A 19,920-nucleotide genomic window follows, 5' to 3' on the forward strand; every position below is an offset into this window, starting at 1 on the left:
TAGGTCCTAGAACCTACTCTTGTCTTATTTAATAATTTAGAAAGCTGTATTGAGTATCACTTCTTAAGTGTTTGTATTCGTCTAAGTACTGTACGACCTCCAGGGAAGGAGGAAGTACTGGAAAATGTCTGGAACATTTTCAGTAAAACCCATCTGGGTTGTATGGTTAAGCCTCTCGAGTCATTAGTATCAGTTAGCTCAACGCCTCACAACGCTTACACACCTGACCTATCAACGTCCTAGTCTCGAACGGCTCTTTAGTGGACTTAAAGTCCAAGGGATGACTCATCTTGGGGCTCGCTTCCCGCTTAGATGCTTTCAGCGGTTATCGATTCCGAACATAGCTACCGGGCAATGCCATTGGCATGACAACCCGAACACCAGCGGTTCGTTCACTCCGGTCCTCTCGTACTAGGAGCAACTCCCCTCAATCATCCAACGCCCACGGCAGATAGGGACCGAACTGTCTCACGACGTTCTGAACCCAGCTCGCGTACCACTTTAAATGGCGAACAGCCATACCCTTGGGACCGACTTCAGCCCCAGGATGTGATGAGCCGACATCGAGGTGCCAAACACCGCCGTCGATATGAACTCTTGGGCGGTATCAGCCTGTTATCCCCGGAGTACCTTTTATCCGTTGAGCGATGGCCCTTCCATTCAGAACCACCGGATCACTATGACCTACTTTCGTACCTGCTCGACGTGTCTGTCTCGCAGTTAAGCTGGCTTATGCCATTGCACTAACCGTACGATGTCCGACCGTACTTAGCCAACCTTCGTGCTCCTCCGTTACTCTTTGGGAGGAGACCGCCCCAGTCAAACTACCCACCAGGCACTGTCCTTACCCCAGATAATGGGGCCAAGTTAGAACATCAACACTACAAGGGTGGTATTTCAAGGACGACTCCATCAGAACTAGCGTTCCAACTTCAAAGTCTCCCACCTATCCTACACATGTAGGGTCAATGTTCAGTGCCAAGCTATAGTAAAGGTTCACGGGGTCTTTCCGTCTAGCCGCGGGTATACGGCATCTTCACCGCAATTTCAACTTCACTGAGTCTCGGCTGGAGACAGCGTGGCCATCATTACGCCATTCGTGCAGGTCGGAACTTACCCGACAAGGAATTTCGCTACCTTAGGACCGTTATAGTTACGGCCGCCGTTTACCGGGGCTTCGATCATGAGCTTCTCTTGCGATAACCCAATCAATTAACCTTCCGGCACCGGGCAGGCGTCACACCGTATACTTCCTCTTGCGAGTTTGCACAGTGCTGTGTTTTTGATAAACAGTTGCAGCCACCTGGTATCTGCGACTCCCGTCAGCTTAGAGAGCAAGTCTCATCACCAACAGGAGCGTACCTTCTCCCGAAGTTACGGTACCATTTTGCCTAGTTCCTTCAGCCGAGTTCTCTCAAGCGCCTTGGTATTCTCTACCCGACCACCTGTGTCGGTTTGGGGTACGATTCCTACTAACCTGAAGCTTAGAAGATTTTCCTGGAAGCATGGCATCAACTACTTCATCCCCTTGGGGACTCGTCATCAGCTCTCAGTGTATAGTGACCCGGATTTGCCTAAGTCACCCACCTACCACCTTAAACGCGGACTACCAACGCCGCGCTAGCCTAGCCTTCTCCGTCTCTCCATCGCAGTTAGCAAAAGTACAGAAATATTAATCTGTTTCCCATCGATTACGCCTTTCGGCCTCACCTTAGGGGTCGACTCACCCTGCCCCGATTAACGTTGGACAGGAACCCTTGGTCTTTCGGCGAGGGGGTTTTTCACCCCCTTTATCGTTACTCATGTCAGCATTCGCACTTCTGATACCTCCAGTGTGGGTTACCCCTTCACCTTCTACGGCTTACAGAACGCTCCTCTACCGCGCAACCCTAATGGATTGCACCCGTAGCTTCGGTGGTATGTTTAGCCCCGTTACATCTTCCGCGCAGGCCGACTCGACTAGTGAGCTATTACGCTTTCTTTAAATGATGGCTGCTTCTAAGCCAACATCCTAGCTGTCTAAGCCTTCCCACATCGTTTCCCACTTAACATACACTTTGGGACCTTAGCTGACGGTCTGGGTTGTTTCCCTTTTGACGACGGACGTTAGCACCCGCCGTCTGTCTCCCGAGTAGTACTCATTGGTATTCGGAGTTTGCAAAGGGTTGGTAAGTCGGGATGACCCCCTAGCCTTAACAGTGCTCTACCCCCAATGGTATTCGCTCGAGGCGCTACCTAAATAGCTTTCGAGGAGAACCAGATATCTCCCGGTTTGATTGGCCTTTCACCCCCAGCCACAAGTCATCCGCTAATTTTTCAACATTAGTCGGTTCGGTCCTCCAGTTGATGTTACTCAACCTTCAACCTGCCCATGGCTAGATCACCGGGTTTCGGGTCTACGCCTTGCAACTAAACGCGCAGTTAACACTCGGTTTCCCTACGGCTCCGCTATTCGCTTAACCTCGCTACAAAACGTAAGTCGCTGACCCATTATACAAAAGGTACGCAGTCACGGTCTCAAGTACCGCTCCCACTGCTTGTACGTATACGGTTTCAGGTTCTATTTCACTCCCCTCACAGGGGTTCTTTTCGCCTTTCCCTCACGGTACTGGTTCACTATCGGTCAGTCAGGAGTATTTAGCCTTGGAGGATGGTCCCCCCATATTCAAACAGGATATCACGTGTCCCGCCTTACTCGTTTTCATCAAAGGTTAGTTTTCGTGTACGGGGCTATCACCCTGTGCCGCTGGACTTTCCAGACCATTCCACTAACACCCCTCTGACTTAAGGGCTAATCCCCGTTCGCTCGCCGCTACTAGGGGAATCTCGGTTGATTTCTTTTCCTAAGGGTACTTAGATGTTTCAGTTCCCCTCGTTTGCCTCATGTCGCTATGTATTCACCACATGATGACCGCTTATGCGGCCGGGTTCCCCCATTCGGACATCGTTAGCTCAAATGCTTGTTACTAGCTCGCCAACGCTTTTCGCAAGTTACTACGTCCTTCATCGCCTCTGACTGCCAAGGCATCCACCGTATACGCTTAGTCGCTTAACCATACAACCCAAATGAGTTTCACATCACTTGCGCTGTTGCGACCAGCTGGTTTTACTTGTCTCATCTTCGACCAAGAAGATGGACTCGCCTTAGACTTGAATATTCAAGACACTTAAAAAGTGTGTTAAGAACTCAATTTTTTTCGTATTAACACAACGACAGACATCATTGTGTTAATTACTATCAGCTTTCCAAATTGTTAAAGAACAATGCTTACCGGCTCGCGGTGCATGTCGCTCTCCCTTCCCTTACAGGAAGTTCAACAAGCCATCTGTGTGAACACTCAGCAAACATCGAGTTAGTCGTATAGGTAAGGAGGTGATCCAGCCCCAGGTTCCCCTAGGGCTACCTTGTTACGACTTCACCCCAGTCATGAACCACAAAGTGGTGAGCGCCCCCCCGAAGGTTAAGCTACCCACTTCTTTTGCAGCCCACTCCCATGGTGTGACGGGCGGTGTGTACAAGGCCCGGGAACGTATTCACCGTGGCATTCTGATCCACGATTACTAGCGATTCCGACTTCATGGAGTCGAGTTGCAGACTCCAATCCGGACTACGACGAGCTTTGTGAGATTAGCTCCACCTCGCGGCTTTGCAACCCTCTGTACTCGCCATTGTAGCACGTGTGTAGCCCTACTCGTAAGGGCCATGATGACTTGACGTCGTCCCCACCTTCCTCCGGTTTATCACCGGCAGTCTCCCTAGAGTTCCCACCATTACGTGCTGGCAAATAAGGATAGGGGTTGCGCTCGTTGCGGGACTTAACCCAACATTTCACAACACGAGCTGACGACAGCCATGCAGCACCTGTCTCACGGTTCCCGAAGGCACAACCGCATCTCTGCAGTCTTCCGTGGATGTCAAGAGTAGGTAAGGTTCTTCGCGTTGCATCGAATTAAACCACATGCTCCACCGCTTGTGCGGGCCCCCGTCAATTCATTTGAGTTTTAACCTTGCGGCCGTACTCCCCAGGCGGTCTACTTAATGCGTTAGCTTGAGAGCCCAGTGTTCAAGACACCAAACTCCGAGTAGACATCGTTTACGGCGTGGACTACCAGGGTATCTAATCCTGTTTGCTCCCCACGCTTTCGTGCATGAGCGTCAGTCTTTGTCCAGGGGGCCGCCTTCGCCACCGGTATTCCTCCAGATCTCTACGCATTTCACCGCTACACCTGGAATTCTACCCCCCTCTACAAGACTCTAGTTGGTCAGTTCGAAATGCGATTCCTAGGTTGAGCCCAGGGCTTTCACATCTCGCTTAACAAACCGCCTGCGCACGCTTTACGCCCAGTAATTCCGATTAACGCTCGGACCCTCCGTATTACCGCGGCTGCTGGCACGGAGTTAGCCGGTCCTTCTTCTGTAGGTAACGTCACAGATAAGCCGTATTAGGACTTACCCTTTCCTCCCTACTGAAAGTGCTTTACAACCCGAAGGCCTTCTTCACACACGCGGCATGGCTGCATCAGGGTTTCCCCCATTGTGCAATATTCCCCACTGCTGCCTCCCGTAGGAGTCTGGGCCGTGTCTCAGTCCCAGTGTGGCTGATCATCCTCTCAGAACAGCTAGGGATCGTCGCCTTGGTGAGCCATTACCTCACCAACTAGCTAATCCCACCTAGGTTCATCCAATCGCGAGAGGCCCGAAAGTCCCCCTCTTTCCCCCGTAGGGCGTATGCGGTATTAGCAGTCGTTTCCAACTGTTATCCCCCTCGACTGGGCAGATCCCTAGGCATTACTCACCCGTCCGCCGCTCGCCACCTCATGAGTAAACTCACTTGTGCTGCCGCTCGACTTGCATGTGTTAGGCCTGCCGCCAGCGTTCAATCTGAGCCATGATCAAACTCTTCAATTAAAGTTTTGTTGTTTCCGAAGAAACGGCTCAATGAATTCTGTCATTTGTTTCCGCCATCTCTTCATAAAGAGAAGAAAGCGAAACCAAAATTATGTACATATTGCTATGAACACTCATCACCGAAGTGATTTGGAATCATTGATTTAATTCTTTGATTACTCGCCAAACGGCAGAGTAATTTCGATTAACTCAACACCTGTGAGTGTCCACACAGATTTCTTGTTTAGATTGTTAAAGAGCACCTCAGTCTCATCAGAGAACCTGAGCACCACACTGTGCGATTAACGCTTCCAGTTGGCTAGGGCTGCGTATTTTACGCATTTCCCTTGTCGCGTCAAGGCGTTTTTGCAAACGCCTTGAGGCTTTGGAATCAACTGCACATTTTGCATTCGATTCACACTGAAACCGCATCCGCTTTTGCTGTCTGCCGTGTCAGTGGATGCGCATTATAGGCAGCAGAACTTTTTGTGCAAGCGCTTTTTGCAGGTTTTTATGATTATTTTTCAAATAGATTTTTACGCCCAAGCTAGGCACAACCTACGCACTTGTTATACCCAAAGTTATCCACAAAACTGAATTTATACGCAAAATAAACCTAACAGCTAGCCTTTAATTAAGTAAACGAGTGAGTGCTACTGATAGAAGAAGGAATAACTGAGGAGTTCTGCATTATCAAGCAAGATGAGGACAATTGCTGTCAGTCGGTACTTCATACTTATTAACCTGAGCTCGATGTATGGACTCCACCAACCTACAGTCGTAAGTTGGTGTCGACCAAAACAAAAGGAGTCCATACATGAGTAAGCCTACAATAATCTCTCTCGACCTTGCAAAAAAGTCATTCAAGTTTGTAAAGTGAATCCATATGGTGAGTTGTTATTCAATAAAGCCATGTCACCACAAAAAACGAAAGACCTTCTGGCCAACTCTCCTCCTTGTGTCGTTGCGATGGAAGGCTGTGCTAGCTTTCACTACTGGGCTCGAGTCGCACAATCATTTGGACATGAAGTCAGAGGGGGGGCACCTAAAAAAGTAAAACCCTATATCAGCAATCAAAAAAACAGACGCTAATGATGCTATCGGCATTGCCATCGCATCAACACAGTTAGGAATGACTCTGCATAAATGAGTGGAAGTGTTTTGCGATGTCGATAATTTTTGCACTGTTTTCATGTTCTGAATGTAGTGTTCAAATTTCTGTGTCATTTCTTTAAGCTATACCAAAAAGAGATGATTTATGACCACACCTACTTTTGATATCAATGCGGCCATTCAAGCACTACGTGAAGGTAAAGACCTCACCGGCAAGGATGGCATCTTAACCCCTTTGATTAAGCAACTCACTGAAGCGGCCTTGGCGGCTGAGCTGGATGGCCACTTGGCAAGCACTGAAGGTGCCAATCGTAAAAACGGTAAAACCACTAAAACGGTTAAAAGCCCCCTTGGCAACTTCGAGTTGAACACGCCCAGAGACAGGGCGGGCACCTTCGAACCTCAATTAGTCAAAAAGCACCAAACCCAACTTACCGATGAAATGGAGCGTAAAATCATTGGCTTATTTTCATTAGGCTCCAGCTATCAAGATATTCGCGCGCATATCGAAGACATGTACGGCATGTCGGTGTCCAACGGCACGGTGAACGCCATTACTGACAAGTTACTCCCTGAGCTTCAAGCATGGCGGGAGCGCGAACTAGAGCCGCTTTACCCCGTCATATGGCTCGATGCGATTCACTATAAAATCAAAGAGAACGGCCGCTTTATTAGCAAAGCGGTTTACACCATTTTGGCGCTTAACGTCGAAGGTAAAAAAGAACTATTAGGCTTATATCTGTCTGATAATGAAGGGGCTCACCATTGGTTAAGCGTGCTAACCGACCTGTATAATCGCGGCGTTAAAGACATCCTCATCGCCTGCGTTGATGGCCTTAAAGGCTTTCCTGAAGCGATTGAAACCATTTACCCGCAGACGGAAGTGCAACTGTGTGTCATCCACCAAATTCGCAACTCGATGAAGTATGTTGCCTCTAAGCATCAAAAGGCCTTTATGGCGGATTTAAAGTGCGTTTATAAGGCCGCCACCTTGAATGCGGCCGAGATGGCACTGGATGAGCTGGAGACGAAATGGGGCGATAAATACCCCGTGGTGATTAAGTCATGGCGCAACAAATGGGCGCTGCTATCGGTGTATTTCAAATACCCTGACTATGTTCGCACAGCCATTTACACCACCAATGCGGTTGAAGCGGTACATCGACAATTCAGGAAGTTAACTAAAACCAAAGGTGGTTTTGCTAACGAGAACAGTTTACTCAAACTGCTTTACGCGGGTATATTGAAGGCCTCTGAGCGCTGGACTCATCCTATCCAAAACTGGAATTTGACGCTATCACAGCTCTCAATCCATTTTGAGGGGCGCTTAGAAAACCATATCGACCTGTGAAATTAACCTGACACAGAATTATGAACAGCCTCCATTTTTGTCCCAAAGTTAGTTGCGTATTATCGAGTATGAATAAGTCGACTTAATGCGATGGCGCGACAGGTGTCATTTCTATCCCACGAAAGAGCTGATAGCGGTCGATATCATCGTCTAAATATTGAATGTTTTGCGTCCACTGCCATGCGCCTTGGGGCGATTTTGCTTCGAATAACAGTTGAATTAAAGCGGCGCGTGCATTCACGACTCCCTCACCCAGCAGAGAATAATCGCCATTTTGTTGATATAAAATAAAGACTTGCTGCTTTTCCTGCGAGACACCGTCGTAATAAGTTAACAGCACTTGCTCGCCTTGTTCGCGAAACCACCATGTCTCGCTGTAGGGAGCGTGCGTACCGACACTTACGGAGAGGATCAACTGGCGCTGATCATGGGAGCAAAATCCATTGACCGTCACTTGTCTAGGGGTGTCACTTGCCTTAGCGGCATTGCCCTGCCATTACCACGACTGCATGGTGGCCAGGTTTGGTGCGTTTTGCAATTAGCTCCAGGTGCTGGTGCATGATGTCCTTATTGGCGAATGGTGTGATGATGGCTTCAGTTTCTCCTGTTGCAGGACAGACTGCGCCGAAGAGGTGCACATATTCAAACTGCTGCTGTTTTAGCGCTCTTGGTCTACTGCCTTTGGGGGCCCAAAGGCGTGTCGTTGTATTTTGCTGGCCGAATCTTGCTTCGTCCTGAAACCCAATATCAATCTGGTGTGGTTGGATATGAATGGGAGTGTGAAGGAGCGTTTCCAGAGGAAACTTTTTTAAAAGCGTCCTGTAAGCTCTGAGTTTGTTTTGGATGCCTGGAGCGGCTGGTTATCCAACAGGATCCCATGCTCTTGAGTAGCTTGTAGATGTGATTGGGATGGTACTCGACATTAAACTCACTCGAGATGTATTGCTGGATGTCTGCCCCAGTGAGTCTGCCTCCCTCATCTGATTGTGCTTTGAATTCAATGTATCTGGCGAGTCTCCTTTTTTGCTCATTTGACAATGACGGCTTCTTCCCTAGGCGTGGTTTATCTTCAAGTCCTGCCAGTCCTTGCTTAAGATAGCTGGAGACCCATAAGTTGACGCTGAATCTTGCTACCCTTAACTGGTTTGCCACCTGAGTGCGGTTATGGCATTGCAAAAATAGCGATACCGCGAGCAATCGCATGCGCTTATGCGGATTTTTTCTCTTTTGGAGAGGCTAAGCAGACTTTCAGCAGTTTTAGATTTCATAATCCAATTTTAAGCTGTTGGGTTGCTTGCTATTAGATCAGACTTCAATGCGGAATGGTATCACACAGCAATAGCCCATGGCATGACCTCCGGTCAATCGCAGCTCTGTGTCACGAAATGGTCACATATTGGTCACGGTCACAAGAATTGGGTTGAAATTAAAAAATGATTAAAACAAAAAAGCCCAAGCTATTAAATAGCCTGGGCTTCATTAATGTTGGCGGAGCGGACGGGACTCGAACCCGCGACCCCCGGCGTGACAGGCCGGTATTCTAACCAACTGAACTACCGCTCCTTTAACTTAACGTTTGCACATTAAGCTAAATTAGGCGCTTGGCGATGACCTACTCTCACATGGGGAGACCCCACACTACCATCGGCGCGATTGCGTTTCACTTCTGAGTTCGGGATGGGATCAGGTGGGACCACAATGCTATTGTCACCAAGCAAATTCGGTATAAACAAGACTCGAGAGCGCACTGCGTGCTGCTAGGTCCTAGAACCTACTCTTGTCTTATTTATTAATTTAGAAAGCTGTATTGAGTATCACTTCTTAAGTGTTTGTATTCGTCTAAGTACTGTACGACCTCCAGGGAAGGAGGAAGTACTGGAAAATGTCTGGAACATTTTCAGTAAAACCCATCTGGGTTGTATGGTTAAGCCTCTCGAGTCATTAGTATCAGTTAGCTCAACGCCTCACAACGCTTACACACCTGACCTATCAACGTCCTAGTCTCGAACGGCTCTTTAGTGGACTTAAAGTCCAAGGGATGACTCATCTTGGGGCTCGCTTCCCGCTTAGATGCTTTCAGCGGTTATCGATTCCGAACATAGCTACCGGGCAATGCCATTGGCATGACAACCCGAACACCAGCGGTTCGTTCACTCCGGTCCTCTCGTACTAGGAGCAACTCCCCTCAATCATCCAACGCCCACGGCAGATAGGGACCGAACTGTCTCACGACGTTCTGAACCCAGCTCGCGTACCACTTTAAATGGCGAACAGCCATACCCTTGGGACCGACTTCAGCCCCAGGATGTGATGAGCCGACATCGAGGTGCCAAACACCGCCGTCGATATGAACTCTTGGGCGGTATCAGCCTGTTATCCCCGGAGTACCTTTTATCCGTTGAGCGATGGCCCTTCCATTCAGAACCACCGGATCACTATGACCTACTTTCGTACCTGCTCGACGTGTCTGTCTCGCAGTTAAGCTGGCTTATGCCATTGCACTAACCGTACGATGTCCGACCGTACTTAGCCAACCTTCGTGCTCCTCCGTTACTCTTTGGGAGGAGACCGCCCCAGTCAAACTACCCACCAGGCACTGTCCTTACCCCAGATAATGGGGCCAAGTTAGAACATCAACACTACAAGGGTGGTATTTCAAGGACGACTCCATCAGAACTAGCGTTCCAACTTCAAAGTCTCCCACCTATCCTACACATGTAGGGTCAATGTTCAGTGCCAAGCTATAGTAAAGGTTCACGGGGTCTTTCCGTCTAGCCGCGGGTATACGGCATCTTCACCGCAATTTCAACTTCACTGAGTCTCGGCTGGAGACAGCGTGGCCATCATTACGCCATTCGTGCAGGTCGGAACTTACCCGACAAGGAATTTCGCTACCTTAGGACCGTTATAGTTACGGCCGCCGTTTACCGGGGCTTCGATCATGAGCTTCTCTTGCGATAACCCAATCAATTAACCTTCCGGCACCGGGCAGGCGTCACACCGTATACTTCCTCTTGCGAGTTTGCACAGTGCTGTGTTTTTGATAAACAGTTGCAGCCACCTGGTATCTGCGACTCCCGTCAGCTTAGAGAGCAAGTCTCATCACCAACAGGAGCGTACCTTCTCCCGAAGTTACGGTACCATTTTGCCTAGTTCCTTCAGCCGAGTTCTCTCAAGCGCCTTGGTATTCTCTACCCGACCACCTGTGTCGGTTTGGGGTACGATTCCTACTAACCTGAAGCTTAGAAGATTTTCCTGGAAGCATGGCATCAACTACTTCATCCCCTTGGGGACTCGTCATCAGCTCTCAGTGTATAGTGACCCGGATTTGCCTAAGTCACCCACCTACCACCTTAAACGCGGACTACCAACGCCGCGCTAGCCTAGCCTTCTCCGTCTCTCCATCGCAGTTAGCAAAAGTACAGAAATATTAATCTGTTTCCCATCGATTACGCCTTTCGGCCTCACCTTAGGGGTCGACTCACCCTGCCCCGATTAACGTTGGACAGGAACCCTTGGTCTTTCGGCGAGGGGGTTTTTCACCCCCTTTATCGTTACTCATGTCAGCATTCGCACTTCTGATACCTCCAGTGTGGGTTACCCCTTCACCTTCTACGGCTTACAGAACGCTCCTCTACCGCGCAACCCTAATGGATTGCACCCGTAGCTTCGGTGGTATGTTTAGCCCCGTTACATCTTCCGCGCAGGCCGACTCGACTAGTGAGCTATTACGCTTTCTTTAAATGATGGCTGCTTCTAAGCCAACATCCTAGCTGTCTAAGCCTTCCCACATCGTTTCCCACTTAACATACACTTTGGGACCTTAGCTGACGGTCTGGGTTGTTTCCCTTTTGACGACGGACGTTAGCACCCGCCGTCTGTCTCCCGAGTAGTACTCATTGGTATTCGGAGTTTGCAAAGGGTTGGTAAGTCGGGATGACCCCCTAGCCTTAACAGTGCTCTACCCCCAATGGTATTCGCTCGAGGCGCTACCTAAATAGCTTTCGAGGAGAACCAGATATCTCCCGGTTTGATTGGCCTTTCACCCCCAGCCACAAGTCATCCGCTAATTTTTCAACATTAGTCGGTTCGGTCCTCCAGTTGATGTTACTCAACCTTCAACCTGCCCATGGCTAGATCACCGGGTTTCGGGTCTACGCCTTGCAACTAAACGCGCAGTTAACACTCGGTTTCCCTACGGCTCCGCTATTCGCTTAACCTCGCTACAAAACGTAAGTCGCTGACCCATTATACAAAAGGTACGCAGTCACGGTCTCAAGAACCGCTCCCACTGCTTGTACGTATACGGTTTCAGGTTCTATTTCACTCCCCTCACAGGGGTTCTTTTCGCCTTTCCCTCACGGTACTGGTTCACTATCGGTCAGTCAGGAGTATTTAGCCTTGGAGGATGGTCCCCCCATATTCAAACAGGATATCACGTGTCCCGCCTTACTCGTTTTCATCAAAGGTTAGTTTTCGTGTACGGGGCTATCACCCTGTGCCGCTGGACTTTCCAGACCATTCCACTAACACCCCTCTGACTTAAGGGCTAATCCCCGTTCGCTCGCCGCTACTAGGGGAATCTCGGTTGATTTCTTTTCCTAAGGGTACTTAGATGTTTCAGTTCCCCTCGTTTGCCTCATGTCGCTATGTATTCACCACATGATGACCGCTTATGCGGCCGGGTTCCCCCATTCGGACATCGTTAGCTCAAATGCTTGTTACTAGCTCGCCAACGCTTTTCGCAAGTTACTACGTCCTTCATCGCCTCTGACTGCCAAGGCATCCACCGTATACGCTTAGTCGCTTAACCATACAACCCAAATGAGTTTCACATCACTTGCGCTGTTGCGACCAGCTGGTTTTACTTGTCTCATCTTCGACCAAGAAGATGGACTCGCCTTAGACTTGAATATTCAAGACACTTAAAAAGTGTGTTAAGAACTCAATTTTTTTCGTATTAACACAACGACAGACATCATTGTGTTAATTACTATCAGCTTTCCAAATTGTTAAAGAACAATGCTTACCGGCTCGCGGTGCATGTCGCTCTCCCTTCCCTTACAGGAAGTTCAACAAGCCATCTGTGTGAACACTCAGCAAACATCGAGTTAGTCGTATAGGTAAGGAGGTGATCCAGCCCCAGGTTCCCCTAGGGCTACCTTGTTACGACTTCACCCCAGTCATGAACCACAAAGTGGTGAGCGCCCCCCCGAAGGTTAAGCTACCCACTTCTTTTGCAGCCCACTCCCATGGTGTGACGGGCGGTGTGTACAAGGCCCGGGAACGTATTCACCGTGGCATTCTGATCCACGATTACTAGCGATTCCGACTTCATGGAGTCGAGTTGCAGACTCCAATCCGGACTACGACGAGCTTTGTGAGATTAGCTCCACCTCGCGGCTTTGCAACCCTCTGTACTCGCCATTGTAGCACGTGTGTAGCCCTACTCGTAAGGGCCATGATGACTTGACGTCGTCCCCACCTTCCTCCGGTTTATCACCGGCAGTCTCCCTAGAGTTCCCACCATTACGTGCTGGCAAATAAGGATAGGGGTTGCGCTCGTTGCGGGACTTAACCCAACATTTCACAACACGAGCTGACGACAGCCATGCAGCACCTGTCTCACGGTTCCCGAAGGCACAACCGCATCTCTGCAGTCTTCCGTGGATGTCAAGAGTAGGTAAGGTTCTTCGCGTTGCATCGAATTAAACCACATGCTCCACCGCTTGTGCGGGCCCCCGTCAATTCATTTGAGTTTTAACCTTGCGGCCGTACTCCCCAGGCGGTCTACTTAATGCGTTAGCTTGAGAGCCCAGTGTTCAAGACACCAAACTCCGAGTAGACATCGTTTACGGCGTGGACTACCAGGGTATCTAATCCTGTTTGCTCCCCACGCTTTCGTGCATGAGCGTCAGTCTTTGTCCAGGGGGCCGCCTTCGCCACCGGTATTCCTCCAGATCTCTACGCATTTCACCGCTACACCTGGAATTCTACCCCCCTCTACAAGACTCTAGTTGGTCAGTTCGAAATGCGATTCCTAGGTTGAGCCCAGGGCTTTCACATCTCGCTTAACAAACCGCCTGCGCACGCTTTACGCCCAGTAATTCCGATTAACGCTCGGACCCTCCGTATTACCGCGGCTGCTGGCACGGAGTTAGCCGGTCCTTCTTCTGTAGGTAACGTCACAGATAAGCCGTATTAGGACTTACCCTTTCCTCCCTACTGAAAGTGCTTTACAACCCGAAGGCCTTCTTCACACACGCGGCATGGCTGCATCAGGGTTTCCCCCATTGTGCAATATTCCCCACTGCTGCCTCCCGTAGGAGTCTGGGCCGTGTCTCAGTCCCAGTGTGGCTGATCATCCTCTCAGAACAGCTAGGGATCGTCGCCTTGGTGAGCCATTACCTCACCAACTAGCTAATCCCACCTAGGTTCATCCAATCGCGAGAGGCCCGAAAGTCCCCCTCTTTCCCCCGTAGGGCGTATGCGGTATTAGCAGTCGTTTCCAACTGTTATCCCCCTCGACTGGGCAGATCCCTAGGCATTACTCACCCGTCCGCCGCTCGCCACCTCATGAGTAAACTCACTTGTGCTGCCGCTCGACTTGCATGTGTTAGGCCTGCCGCCAGCGTTCAATCTGAGCCATGATCAAACTCTTCAATTAAAGTTTTGTTGTTTCCGAAGAAACAGCTCAATGAATTCTGTCATTTGTTTCCGCCATCTCTTCATAAAGAGAAGAAAGCGAAACCAAAATTATGTACATATTGCTATGAACACTCATCACCGAAGTGATTTGGAATCATTGATTTAATTCTTTGATTACTCGCCAAACGGCAGAGTAATTTCGATTAACTCAACACCTGTGAGTGTCCACACAGATTTCTTGTTTAGATTGTTAAAGAGCATCTCAGTCTCATCAGAGAACCTGAGCACCACACTGGGCGATTAACGCTTCCAGTTGGCTAGGGCTGCGTATTCTACGCATTTCCCTTGTCGCGTCAAGGCGTTTTTACAAACTTCTTGAGGCTTTCGAATCAACTGCACATTTTGCATTCGATTCACACCGAAACCGCATCCGCTTTCGCTGCCTGCCGTGTCAGTGGATGCGCATTATAGGCAGCAGAACTTTTTGTGCAAGCGCTTTTTGCAGGTTTTTATGATTATTTTTCAAATAGATTTTTACACCCAAGCTAGGCACAACCTACGCACTTGTTATACCCAAAGTTATCCACAAAACTGAATTTATACGCAAAATAAACCTAACAGCTAGCCTTTAATTAAGTAAACGAGTGAGTGCTACTGATAGAAGAAGGAATAACTGAGGAGTTCTGCATTATCAAGCAAGATGAGGACAATTGCTGTCAGTCGCTACTTTATACTTATTGAGATATAAAGTAGCGTAACGCGATGCACTATATATGTACTTATATAGGTACTTAACTTGCACTCCACAGAAGCTGTCCACAATCGGTAAGATCATACCCTCCTAAAAGGGCCGCCATTTGCCGCGTATGTCCACTACTTAACATAGTAAACAACTGTTGTAGTTGCCTGCGGAAGTAAATACTTTGCGGCATAACAAAGTCGAAGGACTCCTTTATCAGTGGAACAAAACTTAAACCACTCTCTAAAGCAACAGACTGACAACCAAAACCAATATCGGCATCTCCGCGAGCAATATAGCCAGCGAGCTCGCGCTCGCTATAAGCAGTGAGCACAACATTGAGCTGATCTAAACGTGCCCCATGCTTTAATAACCACTGTTCTAAATGTTGCTGACTCCCCGCACCGCCTTGGCGACTCACCCAGCGCCACGGCAAGGTGAGGACTTTATCCTCTTCTTGGCATCCGTGGTGCATATCGGGACGCATGATCAAGCCTTGTTGACGGGAGTAACCATGAACCATTATCCATTGTTGATGATTGTTATAACCTTTAAGCAGCGCCGGATGACGGATATTTCTATCTTCCATACTCCCCCAGTGCAAAGTACACACGTCAGCATAGCCCTTTGCCAATAACTCCAACCCCAAACGTGAACCAGTGGCACTGTAGCTGATCAGCTCGCGACTACCGACCTGCGCCATTAAGCGAGCCACTAACATAGACAGCAAAGGATCGTCACTACCGGTGATCAATAGTCGGTCAGTTAACATGCCGCTGTGGCAGGAATCCATCACCCAACGATCAATCAGTACCTTAGGGAATAACCATTTACCTGTGATCTTAGTTGCTGGCAAAATCCGGTCGTTCGCCATCGCGTAGACTTTCTTCTCATTAAGATCCAAATACTCAGCAACCTGCTTAGCGCTCATGTAAATCAATTCACTTGCGGATGTCATCTTTTACCCTTGTATTCCTATCTCTTATGAGTCCAATAGTTACCATTATTAAGGTTGTTATTTGCTTGGACTGGTATTCACATCAAATTCGAGATTTTCACTACCGTGATAGACCAAAAAGTGGCGTCCTTTCGCTCGGGCAATAATGGTAATGCCAAGATTTTGCGCAAGTTCTAAACCCATTTGCGTCACACCACTACGCGACAGCAATACAGGGATCCCCATTTTGGCGACCTTAATCACCATCTCTGAGGTTAGCCGACCCGTGGTGTAGAAGATTTTGTTATCACCTCTATCCTGAGCTAACCACATATCACCAGCTAAAGTGTCCACCGCGTTATGACGCCCAACATCTTCTACAAAGGCGAGGATTTGGTCGGCCTCACAGACACCACAGCCGTGAACAGCACCCGCATTTTTGTAGGTATCATTATATTCATTGATGTTTTTGAGCAAACTGTAGAGCGTACTTTGTTTAAGGCTTGGTCTCGGGAGCTGAATACCCTCTAAATCCTGCATAAAACTGCCATAGACTGTCCCTTGCCCACAACCTGAAGTCACGGTTTTTTCTGATAATTTTTTATCAATATCAGCAGTTTGCTCACGGGTTAATACCGCTGCAGAATTGACACCCCAATCAACAATCACTGACTCTAATTGGCTAACATCAGAAATAAACCCCTGATTTTTAAGATAACCAAGCGCTAGTGACTCAGGCTTAGCCCCTAATGTCATCAAGGTCACAATCGGGCGCCAGTTAAGGTAAACCGTTAAAGGGCGCTCACAGGCAACATGCTTATCAATCACCTCTCCCGTCTCATCCACCGCTTTAACAGCAATAGTGAGTGGCACTTCAGCCTGAGTTTTAACGAAGGTAAAGCTTCGCTTGGGCTGCGAAGGGCTGTCCTTGGGCTGAGTCTGCTGAGCAATATTCGAACTGTTATCAGAAATCATACTGTTACCGCTTTACGAGTGATGGCCCCAGCATAGCAATATTTATACCTAGGTATGAAACTCAGGATAAAATGCGTGATCCGTCGCAATCCTAAATATTTCGCTGAGCCGAAATGTCCCAGACAAAATGTCCACTCAGACAAAATGTCTCGCTTTCACCCCTATTTTGATGATCCACTTCAAACTAATTCACCCCATTTAATGGCATTAATATTGCAGAGACCTTTTATCACGAGAAGCAGGGGAATGAGAGCTGCGAGCCAAGGTTCCCCCTAACGGCTGAAACGGAGAGACAATGCAACATACCACTAGTGTTTGGCCTATGTATGTTTCCCTCAAAAAAGTAGAGAAACAAATAGGCCGTTGGACCTCAGTACAATGGGAAATCGATCATCTGCTTCCCGCAACCCACGAAGCCCCAGAAGGCGCAACCCTAGTACTGCTCGAATTGCATAAGGATGAACGCGCCAGTTACCGCATCAACCTCGATATGGACAATACCATGTTGTTCTTAGTCTGCGATGAGATGGCTGACGGTACTTGGGTACCCGCGTTACTTTCGGCAGATCAAAATGTTGCCGCAGGCTGCCTTGAAGGTAACACTCCAGTTATTAATATACTTATGCCTGAAGCAATCGCCTGCTGGATTGAAGCCTTTATCACCCAATACGGTGAAGTTGAAATCGCTGCTTATCGTCGTAAGCATGTCGATCACCGTAAAAATCAAGGCCCTAGCCACGACCCATTGCGGAGGGACTAATGGCAGATTCAACCCCGAAGGCAAACGGTTTTTTTAGCCGTTGGAGCCAACGTCGTGAGCAAGTGGCAGCTGAAGACAAGGCAGTAAAAACGCAAACAACGGCAGAGGAACTCACTGAAGACAAGGCTGAAGAGGTCACACTAGAGCCTGTCGCTGTGCAAGAATCCCAAGCTTCGCTCACTCAACCTGATGAAGATCCTAATCGCATCCTCACCGCAGAGGATCTACCCAATCCAAACGAGATTGAGATTGGCGGCAGTTTCGCTAAATTTATGGGCGCAAATGTTGACCCCGCAGCTAAAACAGCAGCGCTACGAGCCTTGTGGAAACAACCGCATTTCAATGAGATAGATGGTCTTTTGGAATATGCGCTCGACTACAGCAATCAGCCTAAGCTGACACCCGAGGTATCCGCCGAGTTAGCCCAAAAAGTATTCCGCTTTATCACCAAAGACAATGAAGAGTCAGACGAAGATCCGACCTCAAGGCCAGAGGATGCGGTGATGAGCGCAGAAAATACAATAGAATCAAAAAACAGTGATGTCGAAACCCAATTAGCTACCTCGCAGATTGCGGACAATTTGGATGGGGAGGCTGATGACCTACCCCAAAATGCACCAGAGCCGTTAGCTCAGATGCAAAAGCCAGTTGTTTAACGTCAGTTTAGCTAATTTTTATGTCCACAACTTTGGTATGTGAATTGCTGTACTAAGGAATAAAACTTAGATAAAAGCAGAAAAGGCAATAACTTAGTGTCACACCACCGCCCAAATCTGCAGCAAAACAGCTTTAATAGAGCAGCCAAAGTACTGTTCAGGAACGCAATGTGAGCACTCATTTGATGACCAATCAAACCCAGCTTGCGCTAAAACAAGCGCGGCAAAATGTGTTAGCCCAAACGCAGATTTTACAGAATCTGATCCCACCAACAGTGAGTTATACCACTGAAGGAACAGTGCTAATTATCGGTCCAGAGGATCTTGCACGCCTCGCTGCGGACAAATTGTCCACTATGGCGAGTCGAGTGATTTTGGCTAACGAAGCCATTACCAGCCAAGACGAAACACACCTTGAGCGCGTGATGGCAGCGGCGACGAATGTCGAAAGCTACTACAACAAACTCATTGGCATTAAAGGATTTTTAGGTCAATTCCAAGTTAGCGTTGAGCATCAAAATGGCGCCGCGGAGCTGAGTCTGGTGGCGATTCGTAAACCGCATTTTGACATGGTACTCGATTTAAGCAGCACCCCTTGCTTAAATCTTGAAATGCTACCACCGGGTTATTTCTATGTCGGCCAAGACGAAGCGAAGCTTGCCGAAGCGCTGGAGCAACTGCCTGAACTTGTTGGCAAGTTTGATAAACCTCGCTATGTCAAAATTAATGCTGATCTTTGTGCCCATGACCGCAATGGTATCAACGGCTGTAACCGTTGCCTCAACTTCTGTCCAGCAGATGCGATTAGCAGCGTCGCGAAGAAAATTGAGGTTGATCCTTACCTGTGCCATGGCGCCGGAAGCTGTGCGAGCACCTGTCCAACGGGAGCCATTAGTTACGATTTGCCAACACCGCAGGCTCTACATTCTTACCTGAATAAAATGATTAGTCGTTACCGCGAGCAGGCCCAAACTGCACCCGTGATCCTATTTCACGACAACGCGGTTGGCGCTGGCTTTATCAACGACGACTTAGCGGGGGATGTATTACCAGTCGCCCTTGAAGAAATCACCGTTGCCAGTATCGACCATTGGTTAGCGGCATTGGCTTGGGGCGCCCGCCAAGTGTTAGTTCTCAATACTGAGGCGACGGCCCCCACGCTCACGCAAATGCTGAAAGGTGAACTTGCCTTAGCAAACAGCATATTAGATGAAATGGGTCAGCCTCAGCGGCTCAGTCTTATCGACCCAAGTATGCTGGCCAATTTAGCATCCGTGCTCGACATTAGCCTTGATTGGCCAGTGATAGTGCCCGGGGCCTTTGCTTCATCCACTAAACGTAACACCTTGTTTGAAGCGATTGACCATCTGAACAGCCAAGCGGGCGAAATCAATACTTGTTTAAGTATCAACAACGTTCCCTACGGCAAAGTCAGTGTCAATGTCGAAAAATGCACTCTCTGTATGTCCTGCGTGGCGATTTGCCCGACCATGGCATTACAAGATGGTGGCGACAAACCTGCACTACACTTTATTGAGCAAAACTGTGTGCAGTGTGGCCTATGCGAGTCTGCTTGCCCTGAAAAGGTCATCAGTCTCACACCACAAATTAACTTTGATAAAGCTGCTCGTCAGCAACAACACACCCTGAAAGAAGAAGCCCCCTTCGAATGTATTCGCTGCGGCTCTCCTTTTGCGACCCAATCTATGGTGCATCGGATGCTGGATATGGTCGGCGCGCACAGTGCATTTTCAGCCAATATTGAACGCTTGAAAATGTGCGGCGACTGCCGGGTAAAAGACATGTTTGAAGACATTCTTCAAGATCCTGAAAAGCAACTGCGATAAGAGATC

8 protein-coding genes, 1 tRNA gene, 5 rRNA genes and 1 pseudogene are annotated in these 19,920 nt (G+C 48.6%); 4 read left to right on the plus strand and 11 right to left on the minus strand.

Translation table 11 applies throughout. The annotated features are described in order from the left end of the window. Positions 1–162 precede the first annotated feature (162 nt). Together SO_RS20870 and SO_RS20875 are read right to left on the minus strand one after the other, a co-directional pair. A 23S ribosomal RNA gene (locus SO_RS20870) occupies positions 163–3,055 on the minus strand. 311 nt (positions 3,056–3,366) lie between these two features. Next, positions 3,367–4,909: ribosomal RNA gene (locus tag SO_RS20875) — 16S ribosomal RNA — on the minus strand. Together the 16S and 23S rRNA genes form the textbook arrangement of a ribosomal RNA operon. Positions 4,910–6,146: 1,237 nt before the next feature. Between SO_RS20875 and SO_RS20880 the strand changes: the two genes are divergently transcribed. Then, positions 6,147–7,352, plus strand: a complete 1,206-nt coding sequence (locus SO_RS20880; RefSeq protein ID WP_011074120.1) for an IS256-like element ISSod5 family transposase — start codon at positions 6,147–6,149, stop codon at positions 7,350–7,352. 82 nt (positions 7,353–7,434) lie between these two features. Here SO_RS20880 and SO_RS20885 read toward each other — a convergent pair. The 9 genes and pseudogenes from SO_RS20885 to SO_RS20925 all read right to left on the minus strand — a co-directional run. Beyond that, a pseudogene (locus SO_RS20885) lies at positions 7,435–7,848 on the minus strand (hypothetical protein); the annotation flags it as partial. Next, on the minus strand, positions 7,829–8,197 hold the full coding sequence (locus tag SO_RS23580; RefSeq protein WP_164925936.1) for a transposase: 369 nt from the start codon (positions 8,195–8,197) through the stop codon (positions 7,829–7,831). The gene SO_RS23580 and the pseudogene SO_RS20885, both read right to left, overlap by 20 nt. Beyond that, entirely contained in the window at positions 8,100–8,555 is a 456-nt protein-coding gene (locus SO_RS23585; RefSeq protein WP_164925797.1) for a winged helix-turn-helix domain-containing protein, read from the minus strand. The genes SO_RS23580 and SO_RS23585 overlap by 98 nt, the downstream gene beginning before the upstream one ends. A 283-nt stretch (positions 8,556–8,838) precedes the next feature. Further along, positions 8,839–8,915: transfer RNA gene (locus SO_RS20900), tRNA-Asp, on the minus strand. A 36-nt stretch (positions 8,916–8,951) separates the two neighbouring features. Continuing rightward, positions 8,952–9,067 (minus strand): 5S ribosomal RNA (gene rrf, locus SO_RS20905). 205 nt (positions 9,068–9,272) lie between these two features. Continuing rightward, positions 9,273–12,165: ribosomal RNA gene (locus tag SO_RS20910) — 23S ribosomal RNA — on the minus strand. Between the two features lie 311 nt (positions 12,166–12,476). Next, positions 12,477–14,019: ribosomal RNA gene (locus SO_RS20915) — 16S ribosomal RNA — on the minus strand. 772 nt (positions 14,020–14,791) lie between these two features. Then, on the minus strand, positions 14,792–15,697 hold the full coding sequence (locus SO_RS20920) for a helix-turn-helix transcriptional regulator (protein WP_011074121.1): 906 nt from the start codon (positions 15,695–15,697) through the stop codon (positions 14,792–14,794). Between the two features lie 57 nt (positions 15,698–15,754). Beyond that, positions 15,755–16,651 carry a formate dehydrogenase accessory sulfurtransferase FdhD gene (locus SO_RS20925; protein WP_011074122.1) on the minus strand — a complete coding sequence of 299 codons (897 nt, stop codon included), beginning with the start codon at positions 16,649–16,651 and terminating at the stop codon, positions 15,755–15,757. Positions 16,652–16,946: 295 nt separating this feature from the next. Between SO_RS20925 and SO_RS20930 the strand changes: the two genes are divergently transcribed. The 3 genes from SO_RS20930 (at position 16,947) to SO_RS20940 (ending at position 19,914) form a co-directional block, all read left to right on the plus strand. Next, positions 16,947–17,411, plus strand: a complete 465-nt coding sequence (locus tag SO_RS20930; RefSeq protein ID WP_011074123.1) for a DUF3305 domain-containing protein — start codon at positions 16,947–16,949, stop codon at positions 17,409–17,411. After that, entirely contained in the window at positions 17,411–18,067 is a 657-nt protein-coding gene (locus SO_RS20935) for a DUF3306 domain-containing protein (protein WP_011074124.1), read from the plus strand. The genes SO_RS20930 and SO_RS20935 overlap by 1 nt, the downstream gene beginning before the upstream one ends. A gap of 185 nt (positions 18,068–18,252) precedes the next feature. After that, positions 18,253–19,914, plus strand: coding sequence for a 4Fe-4S binding protein (locus SO_RS20940; protein ID WP_164925937.1), 1,662 nt, complete (start codon positions 18,253–18,255; stop codon positions 19,912–19,914). Positions 19,915–19,920 lie beyond the last annotated feature (6 nt).

Source organism: Shewanella oneidensis MR-1, assembly GCF_000146165.2.
Taxonomy (GTDB): domain Bacteria; phylum Pseudomonadota; class Gammaproteobacteria; order Enterobacterales; family Shewanellaceae; genus Shewanella; species Shewanella oneidensis.

Excerpts from the sequence above, each read along its gene's own strand:
- SO_RS20920 (WP_011074121.1), bottom strand. The coding sequence starts at position 15,697 with ATGACATCCGCAAGTGAATTGATTTACATGAGCGCTAAGCAGGTTGCT.
- SO_RS20935 (WP_011074124.1), top strand. The coding sequence starts at position 17,411 with ATGGCAGATTCAACCCCGAAGGCAAACGGTTTTTTTAGCCGTTGGAGC.
- SO_RS20930 (WP_011074123.1), top strand. The coding sequence starts at position 16,947 with ATGCAACATACCACTAGTGTTTGGCCTATGTATGTTTCCCTCAAAAAA.
- SO_RS20940 (WP_164925937.1), top strand. The coding sequence starts at position 18,253 with ATGACCAATCAAACCCAGCTTGCGCTAAAACAAGCGCGGCAAAATGTG.
- SO_RS20925 (WP_011074122.1), bottom strand. The coding sequence starts at position 16,651 with ATGATTTCTGATAACAGTTCGAATATTGCTCAGCAGACTCAGCCCAAG.
- SO_RS23585 (WP_164925797.1), bottom strand. The coding sequence starts at position 8,555 with ATGCGATTGCTCGCGGTATCGCTATTTTTGCAATGCCATAACCGCACT.
- SO_RS20880 (WP_011074120.1), top strand. The coding sequence starts at position 6,147 with ATGACCACACCTACTTTTGATATCAATGCGGCCATTCAAGCACTACGT.